At 69.8% G+C, this 22,285-nt stretch carries 14 protein-coding genes and 4 pseudogenes; 6 read left to right on the top strand and 12 right to left on the bottom strand.

The genetic code is table 11. The annotated features are described in order from the left end of the window. Positions 1-1,013 precede the first annotated feature (1,013 nt). The 5 genes and pseudogenes from ACFYW5_RS33495 to ACFYW5_RS33515 all read right to left on the bottom strand — a co-directional run bounded on the left by ACFYW5_RS33495 (position 1,014) and on the right by ACFYW5_RS33515 (position 8,438). On the bottom strand, positions 1,014-1,541 hold the full coding sequence (locus tag ACFYW5_RS33495) for an aspartate carbamoyltransferase (RefSeq protein ID WP_389420906.1): 528 nt from the start codon (positions 1,539-1,541) through the stop codon (positions 1,014-1,016). Beyond that, entirely contained in the window at positions 1,528-1,977 is a 450-nt protein-coding gene (locus ACFYW5_RS33500; protein ID WP_389420907.1) for a MarR family winged helix-turn-helix transcriptional regulator, read from the bottom strand. The genes ACFYW5_RS33495 and ACFYW5_RS33500 overlap by 14 nt, the downstream gene beginning before the upstream one ends. Before the next feature lie 122 nt (positions 1,978-2,099). Further along, positions 2,100-2,468 (bottom strand): annotated as a pseudogene (locus tag ACFYW5_RS33505) (TSUP family transporter); the annotation flags it as partial. 1,161 nt (positions 2,469-3,629) lie between these two features. Next, a pseudogene (locus tag ACFYW5_RS33510) lies at positions 3,630-4,799 on the bottom strand (esterase-like activity of phytase family protein). A 780-nt stretch (positions 4,800-5,579) separates the two neighbouring features. Beyond that, positions 5,580-8,438: a CHAT domain-containing protein gene (locus ACFYW5_RS33515; RefSeq protein WP_389420908.1), complete on the bottom strand. Its 2,859-nt coding sequence runs from the start codon at positions 8,436-8,438 to the stop codon at positions 5,580-5,582. A 182-nt stretch (positions 8,439-8,620) separates the two neighbouring features. On the opposite strand from ACFYW5_RS33515, the gene ACFYW5_RS33520 reads away from it, so the two are divergent. Both ACFYW5_RS33520 and ACFYW5_RS33525 read left to right on the top strand, forming a co-directional pair. Further along, positions 8,621-9,013, top strand: coding sequence for a hypothetical protein (locus ACFYW5_RS33520; RefSeq protein WP_389420909.1), 393 nt, complete (start codon positions 8,621-8,623; stop codon positions 9,011-9,013). After that, the gene (locus tag ACFYW5_RS33525) at positions 9,010-9,909 is read left to right on the top strand and encodes a hypothetical protein (RefSeq protein WP_389420910.1); all 900 of its coding nucleotides are present in this window, start codon (positions 9,010-9,012) and stop codon (positions 9,907-9,909) included. Before ACFYW5_RS33520 ends, ACFYW5_RS33525 begins: the two co-directional genes overlap by 4 nt. Positions 9,910-10,032: 123 nt before the next feature. Here the strand turns inward: ACFYW5_RS33525 and ACFYW5_RS33530 are convergent. Next, positions 10,033-10,107, bottom strand: a pseudogene (locus ACFYW5_RS33530) (hypothetical protein); the annotation flags it as partial. Positions 10,108-10,121: 14 nt separating this feature from the next. Between ACFYW5_RS33530 and ACFYW5_RS33535 the strand changes: the two are divergent. Further along, positions 10,122-10,527 (top strand): annotated as a pseudogene (locus tag ACFYW5_RS33535) (transposase); the annotation flags it as partial. A 157-nt stretch (positions 10,528-10,684) separates the two neighbouring features. Here ACFYW5_RS33535 and ACFYW5_RS33540 read toward each other — a convergent pair. Together ACFYW5_RS33540 and ACFYW5_RS33545 are read right to left on the bottom strand one after the other, a co-directional pair. Beyond that, positions 10,685-10,975 (bottom strand): cupin domain-containing protein, encoded by a 291-nt coding sequence (locus ACFYW5_RS33540; protein ID WP_389420911.1) that lies wholly within the window; start codon positions 10,973-10,975, stop codon positions 10,685-10,687. Between the two features lie 295 nt (positions 10,976-11,270). Beyond that, complete coding sequence (locus tag ACFYW5_RS33545; protein WP_389420912.1) at positions 11,271-12,086, bottom strand: hypothetical protein; 816 nt, start codon at positions 12,084-12,086, stop codon at positions 11,271-11,273. Between the two features lie 1,000 nt (positions 12,087-13,086). Here ACFYW5_RS33545 and ACFYW5_RS33550 point away from each other — a divergent pair. Next, positions 13,087-13,365 (top strand): GlsB/YeaQ/YmgE family stress response membrane protein, encoded by a 279-nt coding sequence (locus tag ACFYW5_RS33550; RefSeq protein WP_310431078.1) that lies wholly within the window; start codon positions 13,087-13,089, stop codon positions 13,363-13,365. Between the two features lie 489 nt (positions 13,366-13,854). Here ACFYW5_RS33550 and ACFYW5_RS33555 read toward each other — a convergent pair whose 3' ends face one another. Further along, positions 13,855-14,187, bottom strand: a complete 333-nt coding sequence (locus tag ACFYW5_RS33555; RefSeq protein ID WP_389420913.1) for a hypothetical protein — start codon at positions 14,185-14,187, stop codon at positions 13,855-13,857. 356 nt (positions 14,188-14,543) lie between these two features. On the opposite strand from ACFYW5_RS33555, the gene ACFYW5_RS33560 reads away from it, so the two are divergent. Together ACFYW5_RS33560 and ACFYW5_RS33565 are read left to right on the top strand one after the other, a co-directional pair. Continuing rightward, the gene (locus tag ACFYW5_RS33560) at positions 14,544-14,855 is read left to right on the top strand and encodes a trypco2 family protein (protein ID WP_389420914.1); all 312 of its coding nucleotides are present in this window, start codon (positions 14,544-14,546) and stop codon (positions 14,853-14,855) included. 84 nt (positions 14,856-14,939) lie between these two features. After that, entirely contained in the window at positions 14,940-19,154 is a 4,215-nt protein-coding gene (locus ACFYW5_RS33565) for a trypsin-like peptidase domain-containing protein (protein ID WP_389420915.1), read from the top strand. 453 nt (positions 19,155-19,607) lie between these two features. Here the strand turns inward: ACFYW5_RS33565 and ACFYW5_RS33570 are convergent, their stop codons facing one another. The 3 genes from ACFYW5_RS33570 to ACFYW5_RS33580 form a co-directional block, all read right to left on the bottom strand. Then, a complete protein-coding gene (locus tag ACFYW5_RS33570) occupies positions 19,608-20,846 on the bottom strand; it encodes a PP2C family protein-serine/threonine phosphatase (protein WP_389420916.1) in 1,239 nt (412 codons plus the stop codon). Positions 20,847-21,043: 197 nt separating this feature from the next. Next, positions 21,044-21,841 (bottom strand): hemolysin III family protein, encoded by a 798-nt coding sequence (locus tag ACFYW5_RS33575; RefSeq protein ID WP_389420917.1) that lies wholly within the window; start codon positions 21,839-21,841, stop codon positions 21,044-21,046. Positions 21,842-21,901: 60 nt separating this feature from the next. Continuing rightward, positions 21,902-22,234: a MerR family transcriptional regulator gene (locus ACFYW5_RS33580; protein ID WP_389420918.1), complete on the bottom strand. Its 333-nt coding sequence runs from the start codon at positions 22,232-22,234 to the stop codon at positions 21,902-21,904. Between the last annotated feature and the right edge of the window lie 51 nt (positions 22,235-22,285).

Consider the following 22,285-nt stretch of genomic DNA (forward strand, 5'->3'; position numbering starts at 1 on the left):
CCTCGGACAACGTGATCGCCACAGCAGAAGGCCCCGAATGCGACATGACAACAGGGTACTTACTAACCAACAGGATTTCTGGCGCATGACACTAGGGCTTTGACCGTGAAGGTTTCCCCTCCCAGCCGACCGCACGAACACTGGATGATCGATTCCAAGGGATCAGCTGCACGCACCCCCACCCCGCCACGGTAGGAGTCCGACGGCGCCGACCACACCCCATCGACCCTGGCAAGATTTCCGTGCAGCTGGGCGTGACACCGCGCCGGTGACGCTCCGTCAGGGCACGCGGTATGGTCAGCGAGTGTGCGGCCTGTTTTGCCGCACCTTCATGCGATACGGATGACGAGTTGACGGCTTGCTGTCCGGACTGCGGTCGTGGTTCGGCGCGGGTGCACAGCCGCTGTACGCGTACGGTGGCCGATCGGGCTGTCGGTACGGCGGTTGTTCTGCGACAGCCGGCGCTGCCGACGGCGGACGTTCGCCGAGCAGGTCGACAGGCTCGCGGTTCGCTGGAGGCGCCGCCGCCCTCTGCTCCCGTACTTGGTGGAGATGGTCGGCGTGGTGCTCGTCGGCCGAGGCGGAGCCCGGCCCTTGCGCATTCTGAAGGCGCCCCTGTCGCGGCCCCGCGTACTGTTCCACCTGATGCGGACGCCTCTTCCGTCGACAGCGATCCCGGGGTGCTGGGCATGGACGACTTCGCAGTGTATGCGGACGTCTACGGCACTCTGCTGGTGGATGCTGACACCCGGCTGCCGATCGAGCTGTGGGCGGGGCGCGACGCCGGGCAACTGGCCGACTGACCGAGGACGCATCCCGGTGTTGAGGTGGTCTGCCAGGGCGGCTCGCTGGTCTACCGACAGGACATCGCCGACGGCGCGGCAGGGCCGGCCGAGCGGAGTGCGGTCGCTCCGCCACCGCGTCATCGTCGTCGCCTCACTCCGACGCCGCCGCCGCCAGCGACGGAGCGTCACCGGCGCACGGTGTCATGCCCCAGCTTCACGGAAATCGAATCAATGGCCGGACTCGGCGTGCGCGCCGTGGTCACCGAGCTGAGCCTCGAACCAGTCGCGAAGGGCGTCGACCAGCGCGGAATCGTGGGTGGTGTAGGTCAGGGTGGCTCCGTCGGCACGTTCCTCGTAGCGCACCTCAATACGGTCATGCCCGTCCCGCAGTTCGGCGAGGCCGGGCATGTCGGCGCCGTGGATCCGCGCGGGGTCGGCAAAGTCACCCCGGCTGAACGCCTTCGCCTCATTGCGCAGGTGAGTGCGTATCAGGCCGATCTGCTCGGAGTCACCGCGCTGGTCGGCCACGACATCCTGGACGCCCCCCGTCGCTGTGGACGTGAAGCGGTGGGTCGTCTGCTCGAGATCGAAGGGCATGACTGTCTTACCCCGTTCGGCCACCGAGGCCTGCCGCTCGCTCCGGCCCTCGCCCGACCCCTGCTGCGAGCCGCCCGCCACCAGCGTGACAGCCGTCACCGCGCCGACGAGCACCACACCCGCGCCCGCCACCAGGGCCCGGCGCCTACTGCTCTTCATCCAATGCCTCCACCATCACATCGAGGGCGTGCAGTACCACCGCTCTTTCATGGACCGGGATCGAACCGAGCAACCGGGAGAACCGCTCCCGTCGTGCTTGAGCCAGATTCTGCGCGGCCCGCTGTCCCGAAGGCGTGAGCCGCAGGACAACGCCACGTCCGTCATTGGGAGCCGGAGCCCGTTCCAACCAGCCACGAGCGGACATCTGCCCCACCAGCCGGCTCACCGTGCTCTTCTGCAGCCGCAACCGCCGGGTGAGTTCGACCTGCCGCATCTCGCGCTCCTGCGCGAGCTCGCCCAAGGCGTGTGCCTCGGAGACAGAGATGGGCTGGCCGCAAGGGGTAGTTTCCGGCTGGTGCAACCCGAAGGCGCGAACGAAGCTCCCCAGCGCCTCCTGGAGGACGGCCGGGTCATCAGCCCTGTGATCCCTGGACATGGTTCGACCGTACAACCAGAAGGTTCGATGACACAACCAGTTTCAGGGTGCTCGGGCAGAGTCGCTGATGCGGACGTAAGGAGCTGGAGAACCTGAGCTGTGGTGGAGCGTGGGCTTCGAGCCAGGGTCCGTACGGCGTAGAGCGTGCCGAGGGACGGCGGCCAGACCGCCGAGAAGGAGCCGCAGCGCCACCTCCGGCAAGCGAGGCTGGAGGCGAGCACTGAAGTATCCGCCGACCAGTCCACCCAGCGCGCAGGCGAACCCGAGCCATGAGCGGGATGCGCCATGCCGCGGGTGATCAGGGACAGCAGCGCATAGGCACTCCCACCAATGACCGAGGGGGCGAACGTCGCGGCGTGCATGGCCGGCGCCACCCGCGCCATGGGCAGATCTCGGGCGGCGAGGATCGGCCCGAGGAGGGCTCCGGCGCCGACGCCGTAAGTGCCGCCCGCGGCCCCCACCACCATGGCAAGGCTGGTGAGGCAGCCAGGGACGGCGCGCGCCACCCGCCCGTGCACGTTCTGCGGTCCACGGGCATCCGGCTCCCGGGGCCAGCATCCGCGAGCGAGGCTGAGTCACTGCGGGCGATTGGCGTGGTCGGGCGGCTTCGTCGCAGTCGGCACAACAACACGGCGCGGTCAGCGGGCCGACGAGGGCGCCTGCGGTGTGCGGACCTGTCCATACCCCACGCCCCCGCGCGGGGGCGGTACGGCTCCATGAGCCTCTTGCACCGCTCCACGAGGCCGGCGGTCGTCCAGACGGGACGCTCGCGGGCGGTATCCGGGTGTCGGTGGTCGAGGGGCGCATGGTGAGCGGCGCGGACAGTGCCGCGTCGGCGGACGGCATCGTCAGGTCGGTCCGGCGCGGGGCGTGCGGCCCGCGCGGTCAGGTCTGTGCCGTGCAGGCGCAGCACGTCGATCACGATCAGGTGGGCAGGCCAGTTCTGCCCTCAGATGCCCGTGGTACGCCTGTCCGGAGCGAACTGGGCGTTCTCGTTCGGGGGACGACGCGGCTATTCCAAGACAGCACGGGCATCGCTGCCACTGACCGGATCGGTACCCGACAGAAAGAAGCCCACTGTGTCTCTTCGGTCCCTCATTGCGCCTGCGGGCGCTGCTGCCGGCGCCCTCGTCCTGCTCATGGCCGTGTCCGGCGCCGCGTCGGCGGCGACCGGCCAATTCCGCTACTCGTACACCACCGTCGACGGATACGATCCCGCCAGCGGCGAGTGCATCAACCTCCCAGCGCCGGGTTCCGCACCCGGATCTGCTTCCCGAGCACCCAAGAACCTCACGAGGCCTGTCTTCTCCTGACGAGGCCGACCACAAGCACGTCCGTTCATACCGGCCGCTCCGGCACCCAACCGCCCCAGCTCCGTGGTCGGCGCGACACCGGTGGCGCGCCAGCGACGGGCGTCAACGACGGCGAACTGTGGCTCCAGGGCGGCCCGGCGCGGGGCGTACGGCCACACCTTGAGGTCCTGTGCCGTCCAAACGCAGGACCGGGCTGCCGGCTTCTGCAGCCGTGCTGCCCGCATCGGGGACTCGGCGGCCCGAACCCCGGTCATCCGTCATCTGGGAAAGCGGCTCGCGCTACGGGTTCATGACATCCCGCAGCGCGATCGCCCCTTCACGATGTGGCGTTGCGGGTTTTCAGCGGATGCCGAGTGCGACGATCTGGGTGACCTCGTCCTGGGCGAAGTTGTCGTCGCTGACCAGGAGCAGGGTGCGTTCGCCATTGGGCAGGGGCGGGCCCCAGGTCATGCCTTCGGTGTTGTCGACCGCGGACAGGTCCAAGTCGTGGAAATCCGTGACCAGCTTCTTGCGCATGGGCACGACCTTCGTGCCGGCCAGGGAGTCCATGTTCTGCACCTCGGTCGGGCCGCGAGTGGTGGCGTCGTAGATGCGGATCTTGAATTCTGCGCCCGACACCCAGGTACGTTCGAGTACGAGGTAGCGGCTGGCGTCTTCGGGGAAGGCCAGGATCGCGGGCACGCCGGTGTCCGGGCCCCATGGGCTGGTCGGGTCGGGCTCGGTGAAGATCTTTTCCAGGGGGTAGGCGAACTGCCCGCGGACGTCGCCCTGCCGGTTCTGCTGGGTGACGCGGACCAAGGCACCGTGTTCCAGGTCGGGCTCCGGGCCGTCCTGGAACAGCGGCCCCTCTACGGCACTGGTGAGCGTGCTGTTGTGGTCGCCGAAGGTGATCGCTTCCACCGCCTTGTTCCGTCGCAGACCCCAGTCCTGCCTGGTCGACTCGTACTGGCGGGGCAGAGGCAACTGACCGAGATGCCGGCCGGTCCGGGTAGCGAACTGGATCGTCGGCTGGATCAGCGGCGCACTCGACGACTTCGGCCGGTCGCCCTCCTGGGCCCACTAGTACCGGCAGCTCAGCGGGTCGACCCGCAGCTCTTCCGGGTCCACCACGTTGCCGTCGCCGACGTTGGCCGGCGGATACGTCGAGCCGTCCGGCTGCAGGAAGGGGTGCGTGCCGGTGAAGTCGACGGAGTGAACCCCGGCGCTGTCCACATCGATCCTGGCGGTGTAGAAGCGGGCGGGCTGCAGGGCTGAGCGGTCGTCGCTGACCATCACGTACTCGCCCGTACATGGATTGCGGTCGAGGCCCGACAGGCCGCCAACCGTCGTGTTCCGGAAGGAGAGTTTGTGCGGAACGATTTTCTCGCCCAGCAACCGTGCCTGCGCCCCGATCTCGGAGCGATTCGTGGGAGCGTCGGTGTCGCCGGGCTGGGCTGCCGCCGCGGAGGTCATCGTGGCCGCCAGCGCCAGGGCCGCGGCGCAGGCGCGACGGCTCAAAGAAGCTTTCATGACACCGAGCTTGACCCAGCGCCCCCGCCCCGCTCAGTCACCCATCAGGGTGACCGGACCCATGGCGTCGCCCTGCCGTGTGGCTGGTGGGGTCGGCGAGTTGAGGACGCACAACTGAGTTCGAGCTGTGCGACCAGGGGCACGACGGTGACGGCGCCTGGTGGTGTGCGTCGACGCCGGAATGGATGGCACGTCCCGAGGTCATGCCAGCCCGGCGTACTCGCCGATTCAGCCGTCGCCCAGCAATCCTCGGAGTCGTTGGGCAGGAGAGTGGTTCCCCGCCCTGGTGATGGGCCGTCCCGGCGATCTCCTCGCGGCGTGTTCCCGGCGCTGCCGCGATGCTGCGTGATCAGTGTCGGAGGGAACGGCTGGCCCCGGGGGCGAGGCATCCCGGCTACGCCGACGTCCGGGCCCCCGGGCTGGGTTTGGACAGCTCGTTGCGACTCGCCGTCCGGGTAAGGATGCGGCTTGCGCGGCCGCGGGACGCCGACGGTGGACTCGATGGCCGCGAAGTCGGCATGGGCCGCCTCGGGGTGGTCGCTGGACCGGGCCGGGTACGTGGTGGTGACGGCCGGGACGGCACAGGCCGGGCGGGACGACGGAGCCGGTCGAGTGTGCCGACCAGGCCACCGGCCTCGCCGAGGCCAACGCAGTCGTCCGACTCATCGTCAGCGAACGTACAGACAGTATGGAGCGCTTACCGGACGAAGAGCCCCGGTCGTACTGCGACCGTGCCGAACGCGATCGCCGTCCACTCCGTCGCCATAGTGGTCGCGCCCATCAGTGACCGGCGTGGACATACCCGGCCCACAATGAAGGGCTGGCCGGATACCGGTCACGCAGGTCGCGTACGGCCCGGTGCAGCGTCCGGGCCGACAGTTCGGTGCGGGGTGGGGCGCTGCCGCCGTGGGTGAGGCCGGCGTAGGTGGCGCGGGTGATCTCCACCGAGGTGGTGTCGTTGACCGGCCAGAGGGTGCCGATGACGCGTCGATATCCGGCGAGTTGGAGGGCCCCGGTGATGTGCAGTGGCTCGTCGGCGTTGTCCGGGTGCGTGTTGGAGGTGCTGCAGGCGGACAGGAAGGCGAGGTCGGCGTAGGGCAGTTCCATGGCGGAGAGGTGTTCCACGGTCAGCGGTCGGACGAGGTGGTCGTGGAGCAGCAGCATGCCGGCGCCGGGATTGTCCCAGGAGGTGAGGCCGTGGCAGGAGAAATGGGCGATGGGGCAGGCTGGCAGCGCGCGGACGACGTTCTCGTACGTGGCCTGCGCGCCGGACAGGACCAGGGCGTTCGGCAGCAGTTCCGTGAGGGCCGCGGCCTCTGCCGCAGCCCCCGGCAGCGAGGGGGCGCTCTCGGCGTCGGGCACCGCCACGACCAGCGTGTGCAGGGCTGTTCCGGCCGCCGGGGGACTGTTCCGGTCTGCCAGGGCGCGCACAGTGGTTGTGTAGGAGGAGACGGCCCGGTCCATCACCGTCGCCTTCCCGCCGCTGTCGTGATGACCGGCGGCATGGAGCGGGAAGTACGCCATCAGGCCGACGGGGCACCACCAGATGCGGGGCAGGGGCTGCGTATCGGAGGACGGGGCGGTGAGGCCCAGCGCGTCGAGCACGGGTGCGGTGACGTGGTCCCACAACCAGCGCAGGATCTCGTCCAGGTCCCGCTGGGCGTCCCGACGGGCGAGCAGTGACGGGTCGTTCGGGACGACGAAGACGGCACGAGCCAGGCGCAGGAGGTGAGCGATGACGTCGGCCTGCGTCAGGCCGGTCAACGGGACTGCCAGGACGGGCTGTTCAGCGTCCGCCCGCAGGATGAGTGCGTCGCATCGGCGCTCGGCGATGTTCACGAGCACTACAGGGCCCTGATCGGCGTGGTGGCGCAGCGCCTGGACGGAGGGCGCCCGCAGGAACCCTTCCAGCCCGTCGAGGCTCCGGATCCGGCTCATCAGGTCGTCCCAGGTCCCGTCATTCCCGTCGCGGGCACGGGCGTTGAGGGCGGTGCGCAGCCGCAGGAACTCGGCATGGAGCTGGGGTGACCGGTGCCGCAGCAACCTGATGTCACGGGCCTCCAGCGTCCGGCCGTGCAGGATTCCGCGCGACAACTCCAGGATCTCCAGAGCCCGTTCCGGTCTGCCGAGCTCCAGCGCGGCGGCAGCGGCACCGTCCGCCAGACCCTCGATCTGTCGGAGCCCGATGACGTTGCCCCTGTAGGACAGCCAGTCGGGGGTGAGTTGCGGCAGCAGGGCAACCGCGGCTTCGTAAGCGGTGAGTGCGGAGTGCGGGTCGCCGAGAGCGGCCTCCATGGCGCCCAGGTGCTGGAAGCTCTTGATCCGCACGCTGGGCGGTCCGGCGGCGGACGCGGCCTCGGCGAAGACATGCCGTGCCTGGCGTCGCCACGCGGCGGTGGCGCCGTCGCCGTGCCTGGCCAGGTCGCGCAGGGTGACGCCCAGATACCACAGGCGATCGCCACGTTCCCGGTGTTCGGCCGGTGTGGCGGCCGCCACGTGCTGTAACAGCCCCAGCGCCTCATGCAGTGCTACGGCGTCCGCGCCGCGCGCGTCCACGCTGGAGCGGTACAACAGGATCGCAGCCAGGGAGAATTGTGCCTCTGTGCGCCAAGGGCCGGGCCCGGGGGCGGCAGCCACGGCCGTGCGGGCGGTCAGTTCCGCCTGGCTGAGCGCGAGTTGATCGTTGGTCATGGCATGCAGGGAGGCCAGCGACTGAGTGAGGTCGATGAGAGTGTCGGCGTGCTCGTCGGCCGCCGACGGTGTCTCGATCGTCGCCCGCATCAGGTCGATGGCCCGGCGCATCAGGTCGGGGTCCCTGCGGTCCTGGGCGAGCAGCCTGACGGCGGATGCGAGACGTGTCCGACGCGTGTTGAACTCGGGATCGCTCCTCGGTGTGGCCGCGAGGCACTGTTCGCTCAAGTCGACGGCCTCGACCAGCAGTCGCGTGTCCGTCGTCGCGTCGTGCAGTGCCCTCAGAGCGCGTACGAGATCGAACTGTGCCCCGGCACGCTCGGAGGCACTGCCGGCCTCGGACAGCGCCTCGCGTGCGAGGCCGACGGCTTCCTGGAGCGGTTCGACGTGTGCGGTGGCACCCGCGAGATGCCGCAGCGAGGTGATCAGGGCCGTCCGGAACATGGGGCGGAGCTCGTCGCCGGGCGGGACGGTGGCATAGCCCTCGCGTGCCACCTGGACGGCCTCGACGGGTGCGTCCCGGTCCCCGCTCCGCTCGAAGTGCTCACCGAGCTGGACCACCAAATAGAATTGGTTCACTTGACGCATGCCGTCGCCATGCGGCGTCGCCGCCACGGCCTCGCGGAAGGCGAGCACTGACTCGGCCACGGGCTCGGGGGAATCCGTGCCCTGTGCGATCGTGAACAGTCGCTGCCCAAGGCTGTTGAAGACCCGGCCGCGGCCGTAGTGGCCCGGCGGCACCAGCGGAACGCAGCGATGCAGCAGGGCGATCGAAGCGGTAAGGTCCGCTTCCCGCGCCGTGCCGGTTCTGCGGTCGGCGCGGTCGGCGAGCAGTTCCGCGGCAGTGAGCAGCACTTCGAGATCGTACGGATCTTCGGTCGCCAGTTCGTGCAGCCCGGCCAGCACGTCGGACGGGTCGGTGCCCCGCCTCTCATGCACTTCGGCCATGAAGAGCAATTTGCGGCGCTTCCACTTGCTCATCGCGTCCTTGCTTCCTGCTGGTCCCCCGCGGCGTCCCGGCATCACACCGCCGCTCACCGTAGCGGGATGTAGGTGATCCTGGGGCCCTGGAGTCACCAACTCTGGGATCGTGTAACAGATATGGCCATCGCCAACGAAGGGAGCGCTCGGTGGACGAACTCGCGGAACGACTCAGTCGCGTGTGCACACTCATGGGCGCGGGCGAGCTGGAGGAGGCGGCGCGTGAGGCAGGCGCGACGGAACTCGTCGGGGCTGTCCTTGCGGCACTGCGCGGAGAGGAACCTGTGGCACGCTCCGTGCTGGAGCGTCGGCTGGACACCCTGGACGACCGGATGGCCGCGGCCGGCTTCGGCATCGTGACCAGGGCGGCGAAGGGCATGCCGACGCTGCCGGGGAACAGCCCCGGGCGTCCGGTGGTGCACCGGTGGACCTGTCCCGCCGCCCACCCTTGCGAGCGGTTGCCGAGCGCGGAGTTGCACCCGGAGGCCCCCGTGTGCGCGATGACTGGCCGTCCCTTCGTCTACGGCCGGGCCCGGCTGTGACCACCTTTCTGTCCGCCCTCGCCGTCAAGGCCGCCGAGAAGTGGCTCGCCCTGCTCGTCCTGCCCGGCGTGGTCTATCTCGCCGGTGTGGCCGCCGCCCTCGCATTGGGACACCCTCACGCCCTGGACCTAGCTGAACTCCAGGCGTCCAGCGACCAGTTGGCCACCCACCCAGGAGCCTCCAACGCCGGTGCGATCCTCCTCATGGCCGCCGGTGTGCTGGCGGCGGCCACGCTGGCCGGAATGTGCGCCAGAGCGTCGGCCCTCATCGTGGAGCTCCTGTGGACCAGTCGGGGCGACCGGTGGCCCGCGCGCCTTCTCGTACGGCGCCGCGTCCACCGCTGGCAGCGGGCCGACGCGGCGTGCGAGGCGGCCGGGACCCGCGCCGAACTCGCCTGGGCCATCGAACGCCGCGAGGCCATCGCCCTCGTCCGCCCCCGCCGGCCCACCTGGACCGGCGACCGCCTCCACGCGGCCGACCAGCGGGTGTACGACGCCTACGGCCTGGACCTCGGCGCCGCCTGGCCCCGGCTCTGGCTGACGGTGCCCGATGCGGTCCGGGCCGAACTCCTCTCCGCACGCCAGGCCTACGGCGCCGCTTTCGGGCTCGCCGGATGGGCCCCGCTGTACCTGCTGCTCGGCGCCTGGTGGTGGCCGGCGCTGCCCGCCGCCGCGGTCATCGCGGCCACGGCATGGATCCGGGTCCGCTCGGCGACGGCGGTGTTCGCTGATCTCGTCGAGGCCACCGTCGACCTGCACGCGATCACCCTGGCCCAGGAACTCGGCCTGACTGGCGAACGGCCACCCCTCACCAGGGACGTTGGCGACGCCATCACCACCACCCTGCGCAAGGATGCGCCGCCCGACCCACACCGTGATCCGCCGGGCGCCGTCTGACCGCGGCGTCCCGCCTCCCGGCAGATCAGCACACCGGCACCGCCCGCTACTGGTACTCCAGCAACTCCTCGACGCCGCCCGCCCGCTTTCCCGGCCCGGTCCGGACTGCTTGACGCCGCCGAACGAGGCAGCCGGGTTGAACAGAAGATCGATGTTGAGGCGAACCGGGCCGACCTCCAGGCGTTCACCGACGCGCAGGGTGCGGTCGAGGGCGGCAGCTCGCCCCGCTGTTCGGCATTTCGCGGGCGACCGTGTGCCGGGTGATCCAACGGCTCGGACCGTTGCTCGCGCTCGAGCCAGCCCCGGCCTTCCAGAAAGTGGCCGAGCGGCTGTGGATCGTGGACGGCACCCTCATCCCCGTCCGCGACCGCGAGGCGGGCGCGTCCGCACGAAACTACCGCTTGTCGACGAACGTGCAGGTCATCGTGGACACGGACACCCCGCTGGTGGCCGACGCGGACACCCCGCTGGTGGTGGCCGCGGCCCGGCCGGTGCCTGGTACCACCGCGGATGCGGAGGCCTGACGGCACTCCGGCCCTGGCCGATCACTGCGAGGAGCTGACGGTCCTCGGCGACGGCGCCTACATCAGCACCGGTCTGATCGTCCTGCACCGCAAACTGCGACGAGGGCTGTCGCCCGCATGCACAACCTCGCCCTCACCACATGAGACGACAGGCCAGCCGCACGCTCCAAGCTGCACGATCACAGCCTTCTGCAACACCTTTGGCCATGCACGGCCACGGAGCGCTCGACGGATTCGTCTCCTGGCGCAGGCTAGTTCCGCTTCATTTCGACCTCGACGAAGGCCAGCGGCGAAGTGCCGACGTTGATGACCTCGTGTTCGCCGCCCGCCGGGCGGACGTAGGACTCTCCAGTCCGTAGCTGCGAAGAGGTGACCGAGCCGTCGGGGGTGATCACCTCGGTTTGGCCGTCGGTGACGGGGACGACGACGTAGTCGTACTCGTGCACATGCCGACCGGTGCTCTGGCCGGGCTCGAAGTCCCAGCGGGTGACCCGCACTCGCTCGTCCTCGTGCTGCACGCTGGCGCGGGCCGTGGTCGTCATGGCCGGTCTCCTTGCTGTATTTGCCGGGTGGTCGGCGGACATTACTGGTAGCAGGCTAGCTTTCGGGTCCCCGCTGTGGCGGGAAGGGGAGGTTGCCACCTGTGGTCGCGGTGCGCTGGGCGAGCAGATCGGTGACCAGGCCGAGCGGGGCCAGGTGAGGCGGCCGTGGTGGGCGACGGCGTGGGCCCAAAGGATCACCTGGGACGGTGAGTAAGGAGACGCCGCGCTGCTGCCCGGAGAGACCTGTTCAACCTCATGACCGACCAGCTCTCCCCCGCCTCCAACACGGCGCAAACTATGACGGACTCCGAGCGTTCCCCGCGCCAGCGCCGGAAGCCTGTGCCGCCCGACAGCTGCCCACCGGCGTGAGGCAGTCCTCCAGCGCCGCGCGCTGACTGCCAGGGAGGTGATCGCCCAGCGGCGTTTTACGGGGACTGTGCTCGCCCGCGCAGACCCAGGCGCGCTCGTCCTCGTCGTAGGACCAGGAGGCAGCCCCCCACATCGGGTGTCCTTGGAGGAGACTGCGAGCCAAGGGCTCGCAGTCGTTCGGGGCATCGTGAGCGATGAGTGCGTCCTTCACCCGGGTGACAGCTTCGGCGGGGATGTTCGCATCGCCCAGCACGGGCAGCAGCAGAAGCAGCCGGACGTGCGGGTCAATGACTCCCTCCCCGTCCCCCGGGGCGTCCAGGAGAGCAGCGAGCTCGGCCCAACACAGGCCGGGGCCGATGCGGTCCTCGTCCGTGCTCGCGAGGACCAGGTCGCTCCTCCGCCAGTCGGGGTGGGCGAGGAAGTAGTCGGTGGAGGTGTACTCCTCACCACTGTTGTAGTGCACCAGGACGCTGTGCCCACCCGCCAACGGAATCCGGAACACCGGCCAGGCGGCCCTGTCACACAAGCGCTCCAGCATGGCCTCGACGTCCGCCGGGTCAACGCCGAATGACTCCACCAGCACATCGTCATACAGGTCGATCAGGTGGGCGGCGAAGAACTCCGGCTCCGCCAGCAACGGCACACCATCAACCACCGGAGAAGAGGCATACAAACGACGCGCCATGACCATGCCGTGATTCTCCCGCCCGATGATCGCGACTGTGCCATCGCCCCCGGTCAAGAACGTCCTCCACGTGGCGAGGCGGACGTCGAGCCGTCCATGGGACGGAGTGCGCCGAGTTGGATTGTTCCGGACCGGTTGTGGAAGACCGCGAAACCGCTGGTCCCACCATCGAGGGCGCGGCCCCACGGCGACGGAACGCAGGACACGCGCGATGAGTCGCTCCTCGCGACCTTCTTCTACTGCCTGGTCAGCGGATGCGCTCGGTGTCGGCCGCCACCCTGCTCCGGGATATCAAGGTCGGGCCGTCACCCGCACAAGGCCGCACTGCATCCTCTCGGCGACGCCGACCTCATCGATGTCACCCGCGTCGTCCTCGTCACCGCGCACGGCAGGGCTGAAAGGCGGGCGGATACGAATACCCGAGCCCGTGGAGCGAGGCCGGGTTCGGTGCACATCCTGTCGGACGCGAACGGACCGCTCCTTCTCGGCGGCATGCGGCAGCCCGGCTGGCAACACCCCCGACATCAAAGAGAACAAGGCCCCATGACCGAGGGTCACCCATCGAACCACGACCCCTACCGCGGCCGATACTTCAAGCCCCAGCCTCTACACGCGGACAACGCCTACGGCCGTGCCGAGCTAGCTGGTCGGCGACCACCAGCAAGGTGCCGTGCTTGGCCTGCAACTTCCCAGCTCGGACAGTTCCCGCACAAGAGCCACACCCATTGATCATCAGCGGGCAGCCGTGACGTGGCAGTGGCCGCACGGGTTCTTCGAGTGCGACCGCGAAGCGGGCCCGTGCGGCCTTGACCCATCCTGCCTTCTGCGGCGCCTGGCGTGCACATCTCGGTTTCTGCCTCCAGGCGCGCACGCGGGCAGAGGAGGAGGCCGGTAGAACCGGAGCTCCACGCTCTCTGGTCGCAGCCCTCCCATCTGATGCCTGCTCGTCTCGGGTCAGGAGCTGGCACAGCTGGGTGCGGAGAAGATGTTTGTTCGGGCGCGATCGGTGCAGACGATGAACTTACACATCCTTTATACGACGAAGTGGAGGGACACCATGGGCATCATCGCGTGGATCCTGATCGGCCTGCTCGCCGGCGCCATCGCCAAGGCTCTGATGCCGGGCAAGGACCCGGGCGGCATCATCATCACCATGCTCATCGGCATCGCCGGTGGTCTGCTCGGCGGCTGGCTCGGCAAGGTCATCTTCGGCGTCGATTCCATCGACGGCTTCTTCGACCTCTCCACCTGGATCGCCGCGATCGTCGGCTCCTTCATCCTGCTCGCCCTCTACCGCCTCGTCACCGGCAACCGACGTTCGCACCGCCACGCGTAACCCGCTGAAGGCATAACGCCTCCAACCACACTGAACGGCTCCCTTCCCTGCTCGCAGGACGGGAGCCGTCAGCGTGTGCGGACGAGCCCACCGGTGACACACCCGCCGATTGCCGTCGCCCAGAGCACCTTCGTCATGCAGCCGTCCGAAGAGGCGCCTGTGCAGCTCGGCGCGATCCGGTCGTGGGGGTGAGCGTCCCGTCGACGATGACGAATGCCCTCTCCCAGACAGGTGGGTGAGGACCAGCATGGCTTGCTTGGCGCACCCCGATTTCCGCCAACGCATGCGAAGTTCAAGCCTTCGGGCGTCCGGGAGTCACGAGAAGTGCTCGCCCAGCTCGTACGGGACCGCCGAGCATGGAGGATACGGAACCCACGATGCCCCGGCTGATGGTGTGCCGAGTGAGATCACCACACCAACGACGAGGGGCTTCGCCATGTCGCCCTACCCCACCAGCTCACGTCATCCCCCCGGCGCGATGAAGGAGGTTCAGTCACCTATGAACCACAAGTAGCTGCCCGGCGTCGCCGCACACCCTTCAAGGAACACGACAAGGTCGAGCAGAGCCGCTTTCTGCTGTTCGTCAGTACACGTTTGTGCCAGGACAACGGCTTCCTGGCGGGCGACTTGAGCTTCCTGTTCGTTGAACAACGTGTCACCGTACGGATCTACCCAGCCGAGCTTGCCCGAGGCATGCCGGTCCAGGGTGCTCAGCGCCCTCGCCAACGCTTCGCCGTGCTCGTAAGAGCCCCGCAGCAAGGTGTCCCTGGACAACCCCTTCCGCGCGGGCCGCCCCGAGTGCAGTTCCAGCTCAATCCCCATGACCCTCCTTCAGCCTCGGACACCGAAGCGTGTCAGAAAATCATTTGACAGGGACGACTACGGCGCCTTCGGTCCGGCCTGGGTGCTTAGGACGGCCAGCAGCGGCCCTTCCCAACACAGTGTAGGTTCCGCAGTTTCGTGAGCATTTCCGGGCGATCATGAGCACCGGTGACGTTAAGTCATTGTTGGGCCTGTCCGGCGGCCGGATCGCCGGAGGGGCCGACGGGATAGCGGCGTTGCCGGTGCGTGGGTGGACCGGCACTGCCTGGAACCCATCGCCCGCCGAGGCAGGCCGGGCCCGTCCGCCGCCCTTGTAGGATCTCGCCCTGACGTCGAAGTGGACGAGGGGGACGATCGTGGTTGAACTGGCCGAGTTGATAGGCGAATTGCGGAGTCAGCTGGCGGTCGCTATGAGCGACGGCGCGGACGAGGCGGTGCGGTTCGAACTCGGTCCCGTCGAGGTGGAAGCGACCGTCGCCGTCAGCCGCGAGGGGGGTGCGGACGCCAGAGTGCGCCTGTGGATCGTCGACTCCGCGGCCAACGGCAGGCACTCCCGCGCCGAGACACAACGGATCACCGTCACGCTGCTGCCGAAGGCCGCCGTGCCGGGGCAGGCCCGGACGGGAACGTTGCTCATCGGCGGTGAAGAAGTCGAGGGGGAGCGGTGAGAGGGTGGAGGAGCCGGCGGTGAGCGGGCGTCCAGGCGGGCGCGACGGCCGCACGGGGAAAGGCCCGTCCACCAGCCCGGCAGAGTGTGCGCCCGGGGTATCCCGGTGCTGACGGCGGCGCTGGTGGCCGAGGTCATCGCCGACGCTGCCGAGGGCAGCCGGGGGCGGCGCGGTTCGGGGTATCTGGTGACGCCCGGCCGGGTGCTGACCGCCGCGCACGTCGTCGGCGGGGCTTCGGGTGTCCGCGTCCGTTTCCAGGCGGACCTGCCTGACGAGCGACTCGTCGAGGCACGCGTCGCGTGGATGCATAAGGGCATCGACATCGCCGTACTCGCGATCGAGGACACCGCGACGGCCACGGCGTCCGTCTCGTACGGCCGGCTCGGCGAGCAGGACGTCGTGGTCCGCTGCACCGCTCTGGGATTCCCGCGCTTCAAGCTGCGGACCGACGAGGACGGTTCGCGCTTCCGGGACGCGGAGCATGTGCGGGCGAGCTGCGCAGCCTTGTCCAACCGGCGCGAGGGGACCCTCGATCTCAGCGTCGACTCTCCCCCACCGGACGGTTGGGAGGGGATGTCCGGCGCGGCCGTCTTCAGCGGCAGACACCTGATCGGTGTCGTCACCCGCCATCACCTGTCCGACGGCCCCGGGCGCATCGCGGCCGGCCGGGTGGACCGGTGGGCGCAGGCCCTGAAGCCGTTCGAACTCGAAAAGTTGGAACGGGCGTTGAAGACCCAGCTGCATCCGCAGGTATTGCCGGACGTCATACCTCCCACCCCTCAGGACCTCCTCCGGGAGTCCTATCGCGCTTACCTGGGTGGCTTCGCGCCGCCGGAGCTCAAGGACCGCCGCTCCGAGCTCGCGTCCCTCGTCGAGTTCTGCGGCGGCAGTGAGCCCTACCTGTGGATCCAGGGCCCGCCATGGGCGGGCAAGACCGCACTCGCCGCGTGGTTCGCCCTCCACCCGCCGCGCGGGGTGGTACCGGTCTGGTATTTCGTCACCGCACGCTACGCCGGACAGGCCGACAGCCGCGCCTACTCCGAAGCCCTCGTCGACCAGCTCGCCGCGGTCGCCGGACGCGAACCGTCAGTCCGGCCCACATCACCCGCCCATAGCGGAGAACGCAGCCTGCTGCTGCGTCAGGCGGCCGAACGCGCGCAGGAGAACGGGCGCACCCTGCTGATCGTCGTCGACGGTCTCGACGAGGACCAGTCGCTCCAGCCCACCGGGTCGGGTCCGAGCATCGCCTCCCTGCTGCCCGAGCGTCTTCCGCCGGGTGTCCGTGTCCTGGTCACCAGCCGGCCCGGTCCCGGCGTACCAGCCGACGTCGCAGGCAGCCATCCGCTGCGCACGTGCCCGGTCCTGTCCCTGACCGCGAACGCCGCGGCGCTGCACACCGAACACGAGGCCCGGCACGAACTGCGCACCGCTCTGAGCGGCGCCGGCACGGAACGCGACCTGGTCGCACTGTTCACCGCGGCGGGCGGACCACTGACGGTCCAAGACCTGTGCGCGCTCACCGGCGAGCCGGAGTTCGCACTGCGCCACCTGCTGGACAGTCGCTTCGGCCGCATCCTGCGGCGCGGCGGCAGCGTCCCGAAGGGACCGTCCGGGGACAGCACGGACCTCGTCACGAGCGACCGCGGCTACGTCCTGGCCCACGAGACCCTGCTCGCGGTGGCCCGGCGGGAGTTCGGCCAGGACCTCGCGCCCCACCGGGAACGACTGCACACCTGGGCCGCCTCATACGCCCGGCAGGGATGGCCGGCGAACACCCCGGTGTACCTGCTGCAGCCCTACGGCCGCATGACCGCCACCCTGACAGGCCCAGAGAACGTCCGCCTTGCCGTCGCGCTCGCCACGGACACCGCGCGCCACACCCGGCTGCACGCCGGCACGCAGAACGACGCGGCGTGCCTCGCCGAAATCGCCGCGGTCCACGACAGCGTGCGCCGGTCGGGCACGGAGGACTTGAACGCCCTGACGGCACTGGCGGTGGCGGGCGACCTGGTGGCCCGCCGCAACGAGGAACTACACCTGGACGTACCAGCGGTCTACGGGCGACTTGGCAGGGTCCGGTTCGCGACAGGGCTGGCCCGCAGCGTGTTCCACCCGCTGAACCGGGGCATCGCCCTGGCGAAGCTGGCCCGTGCCGTGGCCGACTCGGGTGACCGGCGTGCGGTGGGCCTGGCGGAGGAAGCCGTACGGCTGATCGACGGAGAACTCGGCGGACTCCACCCCCGTACGGCGACGCAATCCTGGTGGCGGGCGAAGGGCATAGAGGCCGGCGCGCTGGCGGCGACCGGTCAGAAAGAGCGGGCTGTCCTCCTGCTCTCGGAATTGCCCCGCCCCTCGACCTCCGACGACGCGACGGGTCTTGCCATGGCCGTGACTGTCGCCGCCGAACTCGTGCGAGACGCCGATGCCATGGACGGCCCCCTGCGCGCCGCGGAAGCCGTCCTCGGCGAGGTCGTCCACCGGGCGGCCCGCGCCCACCTCCTGGCAGGCATCGCGCAGGCGTGGGCGGACTGCGGCCGCCCGCAGGAACGAGAGCGTGTCCATGACGTACTGCTCGACCTCGTCGGGTCGCCTCCCACCGATCACCGGTTCGTGCCCATCGCCGTGGACGCCTTGCGGCACACGCGTCCCGAGGCAGTGCGGAAACTGCTGGCACGAGCCCTGGGGGAGGACGGGCCGCGCGCGCCCGGGTGGTTCGACCGTGTGCCCGACACCGTCTACGCCCTGATCGCTACGCGCAGCATGGAGGAGGTGCGGCGGCTCTTGCGGGGGAGGGAACGAGGTGACGCACCCCTGCCCGGGTCCCCCGACATGTTCGAGGAACGGACGATCGCGGAGTACCTGGCCGAGGGATGGGCGCGCGAGGGCCGGACCGAAGCCGCGTGGAACGCGCTCGCGGCCACATGGAGCGGCGGGGTCCCCTACGAAGCCGGCGGCGCGGCGCCCGTCGCCAGGCTCCTCGCTGAGGCCGGACGGAGCGAGGAGGTCGAGACCTGGCTGGCGACAGCGACGGACATACCGCGGAAGGCCGCTGCCGAGGCGTTGTCGGCCCTGGCTCTGCACCATGTGACGGGCGACCCGGAGCGTGCGCTGCGGTTGCTGGAACTGGCTGTGCACGGCTTCCCGGGCCAGCGGCGGGAACTCTCCCTCTATCAGCAGAACCAGTTCGTCGAGCTGGCGGCCGGGATGGCGTCGGTGGGACGCCGCCACGATGCCGAGCGCATGGTCGCCGCACTCACCGACAAGGCCGTGCAGGCGCGTGGCTGGAGCGTCGTCTCCCTCGCGGTCCGGCCGCAGAGTCGGCTTCGCGCCCTACGGCTGGCCCGGCGTGCTGCCTCGCTCCTGCCCGAGGACGTCGACTCGGGCGAGTCCCCCGGCGCAGCCACCGCGGTCGCCCAGGCTCTGATATGCGCCGGCGCGGTGCGCACCGCGCTGCGCGTGTTCGCGGAACACGCGCCCACCAGCGCACGTTCCGAGTCCTACATGTGCCGCATGAGGATTCGCCTGATACCGGCACTGTGGGCGCACGACCCGCGCGCGGCGGGCCGTATGGCCGACGAGGTGCTCCAGAGCCTGACCGAGGACGAGGACGAGTTCGTGCTCGTCGCCGAACTGCTCGCCGCCATCGGCCACCGGGACGCCGCACGTGCCTCGGCGGTGACGGCACTGCTCGCAGAGCGGTCTCCCTGCTCCTACCGCTTTTACCTCGACCGTTCACGGCGACGGTGGCAGCCCGCTTTCGGGTATCCCACCCCCCATTGGGTCGACCTGATGCTGGCCTGCCTGCTGAAGGCCACGACGGACCCCGACCACGCGCGTCGCGACTACCTCGACGCCCTGGCCGACGAACACGGCGACGCGTGGCTCCCCGCCCCGCAGGCAGGGGCCTTCTCACTCGCGTACGCGGCGCTCGCCGACCACGACACCGCAGCGGTCCAGGCCCGCCGCAGCCGCGGCGAGATCGGGCGCGCGGAGGTGCGCGCACGTCTTGCGGCGTATACCGCCTGCCTGCCGACCGATGCGGCGGCACCGCTCTTCGAGGGGTGGGACGACATCCTGCCCCTCTTCCACCGGCTGGCCTCCCTGCTCCTGCCCCCGCCGGCAGGCCCCGACATCCCCCGCGCCAAGGCCCTGCTGGCCGAGGCACTCACCGCCGACGGCTGGCACCACGCCGTCCCGGTGCTCACGCACCTGGCCCCTGAAGCGCTCCTAGGGGCCGGTGAGATGGTCCTCGCGGAACTCAACGGCCATCGGCAGGACGCGGCAGAACCTCAAGCATGACTGAGGTAAAGCGCGTGATCTTTTACGACCAGGTCGTCACTGAGTGGTTGGAGCCATCGCGCCAGTCGATGGTCCCTGAGGTGGTCGGGGAGCGCCGGCCTTCGGGGTGGGGTGCTTGCGAAGGTGGGTGAGGGCGGGGCCCGATCCGGGGTGTACTGCATGCGCCGGACTGCGAGGAGCCGCCGCAGAGCGCACCCCTGCTGGATGTGGAGCTCGCGTCGGACGTTGGGGAGAACCCGGGGACGCGACTGTGAACGCTGTGCGGGTGCGCTCAGGAGCCGGCACCGATCGTCAGGCTGGTGGTGGAAGTCGGCTGTCCCCCGCGACGCCTCCGGCCGGCCGGTGGCGCCACCCCGCACTCTGGCATCACATCCGCCCCGACATCTCCCCCACGACGGCGTTGCGCAGCAAGGGCCTCCCCTGGCTGGTTGGCTCGCCGCCAAACGCCCAAGGTCATCGCCCGGGCGTGGTGCGTGCCGTCCTCGACGGTTGAGAGGCGTCGGTGAGGTCCGCGCCGGTGGCCGCGTCCCGTTGGAAGTGGTCGGTGCCGTGCCAGTCCAGGCACATGACGGTCGCGTCGTCCTGCAGGTGGCCGTCGTGGGCCTCGACGATCGCCGCGATGAGGGTGCGGGCCGCCTCGCGGGGATGCAGCGCGCGGGTGCGCACGATCAGGTCGGACAGATCGAGGCTGCCTGCGTCGTGCTCCAGCATGCCGTCGGTCAGCATCACCAGCCGGTCGCCCGGCCGCAGGTCCAGCGACTGGACCTGGTAGCCGTGAGGGGCGTCGAAGCCGAACGGCATATCGACCGCCGGAGTGATCTCCCGCACCTGGCCGTCCCGCATCCGCAGCGGCCAGGGGTGCCCGGCGTTGACGAACTCGGTCTTGCCGTCGAGCAGGCTGATACGCAGGAGCTGACCGGTGACGTAACCCTTGTGGCCGTGCTCGCGCATCGCCTGGTCGGCCTGGCGGGCCTGCTCAGCGAGATCGGCACCGGCTCGCCGGGCCCGGCGCAGGGCGCCCACCGCAAGGGTGGCCAGCAGCGCGGCTTCGACATCGTGCCCCATGGCATCGGTGACGGAGAGCTGGACGGTGTCCCGGTCGATCGCGTAGTCGAAGGTGTCGCCCCCGACGTGGTCGGCCGGCTCCAGCGCCCCGGCCACCGCGAACTGAGCCGCCTCACACGCCAGCGACGCCGGGAGCAGCCGGTGCTGGATCTCCGCGGCCAGACTCAGCGGCTTGGTCCGGCGGCCCCACTGATACACGTCGGTGAAGGACCGGTTCGCGATGACGATGTACGCCAGCGCGTGCGCGGCCTCGCCGATCTCCCGCATCACTTCCGCGTCCGGCGCCGCGGGCAGGAACAGTTCGAGAAGCCCGATGGCGTCCCCGCGGTTGGTCACCGGGGCCACGATCCGCACCAGACCGTCCTCGCCCTCGCCCTCCACGCCCGGTCGCTGGGTACGGATCACATCGTCGTACAGGGTGCCCCGCAGCGTGATGCGCCGGGCGGGCTCATCGGTATCAACACTGCCTGCCGTCCCCAGCCGTACGACCGAACTGCCGGTGAAGTCGGTGATCAGGAACGACACCGATGCGGCCCCGAGGTGCTCCTGGAGCATGCTCGCGACCACGTCGAGCGACTCGACGGGCGCCGCGGCCTCCGCCGCCTCCAATGTCCCCGCCAACGTCATCGCCCCGCCCCGGCCACTCCCGCCCCGGGGAAGACGAACAACCCGCCCGCCCTCCGGCCCTCCTACGGTCACAGCGACTCCTCAATTGCTCGATGGCGCTCAGGACTTCGCCCAGAAGAACGCGGAAGACAGTACGAGCCCGGTAACCGGACAGGCCATATTGCACCACGGGGCCGGACCTCTGTCCGCCGACATCGTCAGGTGGCTGCAAGGAGGATGGCCGTGTAGTGCGCGGCGAAGGCGGCGATGGTCAGGACGTGGAAGACCTCGTGGAAGCCGAACCAGGCCGGTGAGGGGTCAGGACGCTTGAGTCCGTAGACGACGGCGCCCGCGGTGTAGAGCAGACCCCCGGTGATGATGAGCACGACGACCGCGATGCCGCCGGCGTGCGCGAAGTCGGGCAGATTGAAGACGGCTACCCAGCCCAGCGCGATGTAACACGGGGTGTACAGCCACCGGGGAGCCCCGATCCACAGGATGCGGAAGGCGATCCCGGCCAGCGCGCCCGCCCACACCACCGTCAGCAGCACCCTCTGCTGGCCTTCGGTCAGCAGCAGTACCGTCAGCGGGGTGTAGGTGCCCGCGATGATCAGGAAGATGTTCGCGTGGTCCAGCCGGCGCAGAACCGCCTCCCCGCGCGGACCCCACGTTCCCCGGTGGTAGACCGCGCTGGTCCCGAACAGCAGACAGGCCGACACCGCGTACACCGAGCAGGCCGCCACCGCCGCGCCCGTACGCGAAACGAAGATCAGGACGATCCCCCCGATGAGCGCCAGGGGGAACACTCCGGCGTGCAGCCAGCCGCGCATCCGTGGCTTCAGCACAGCCGCCGCCCGCTCCACCCCGCCTTCCAGGCCGCCCCCAGCGGCAGTCGGCCGGTCTGTTACGACGGGAGACGCATCGCTCGCCGGAGTACGCAGGGTGTCGGGCGAGTTGCCCTGGCCGGGCTGGGGCTCCCGTCCGTGGGGCGGCTGCTCAGTGTCTTCGGCGATCATGCGCTCATCTTCTTGAATTGGCGGAAGCGTGCGGTCGGGCGCGGCATCGCGGACCGCGTATCAGGTGACGACTGTGTGCAGGGCTGCGCTACGGCGGTGTTCGGCGTTGATGCGCTGGGCTTCCTCGAGCTGGTCCTCGAGGGCGACGATGCGGCACGCTGCCTCGATCGGAGTTCCATGGTCGACGAGTTCCCGGGCGCGGGCGGCGATGCACAGCTGGTAGCGGGAGTAGCGGCGATGTCCGCCCGCGGAACGCAGCGGAGTGATCAGGCGGTGGTCGCCGATGGCGCGCAGGAAGCTCTGAGTGGTGCCGAGTATCTCGGCGGCCCGGCCCATGGTGTAGGCGGGGTAATCGTCGTCGTCGAGACGGCCGTACAAGTCGTCTGCTGTCATCTGACCTCTCTGTGGCACACGCGGAGGGCCCTGGCGCCGTACGGCGCCAGG

The organism is Streptomyces sp. NPDC002779 (genome assembly GCF_042888685.1).
Classification (GTDB): Bacteria; Actinomycetota; Actinomycetes; order Streptomycetales; family Streptomycetaceae; genus Streptomyces.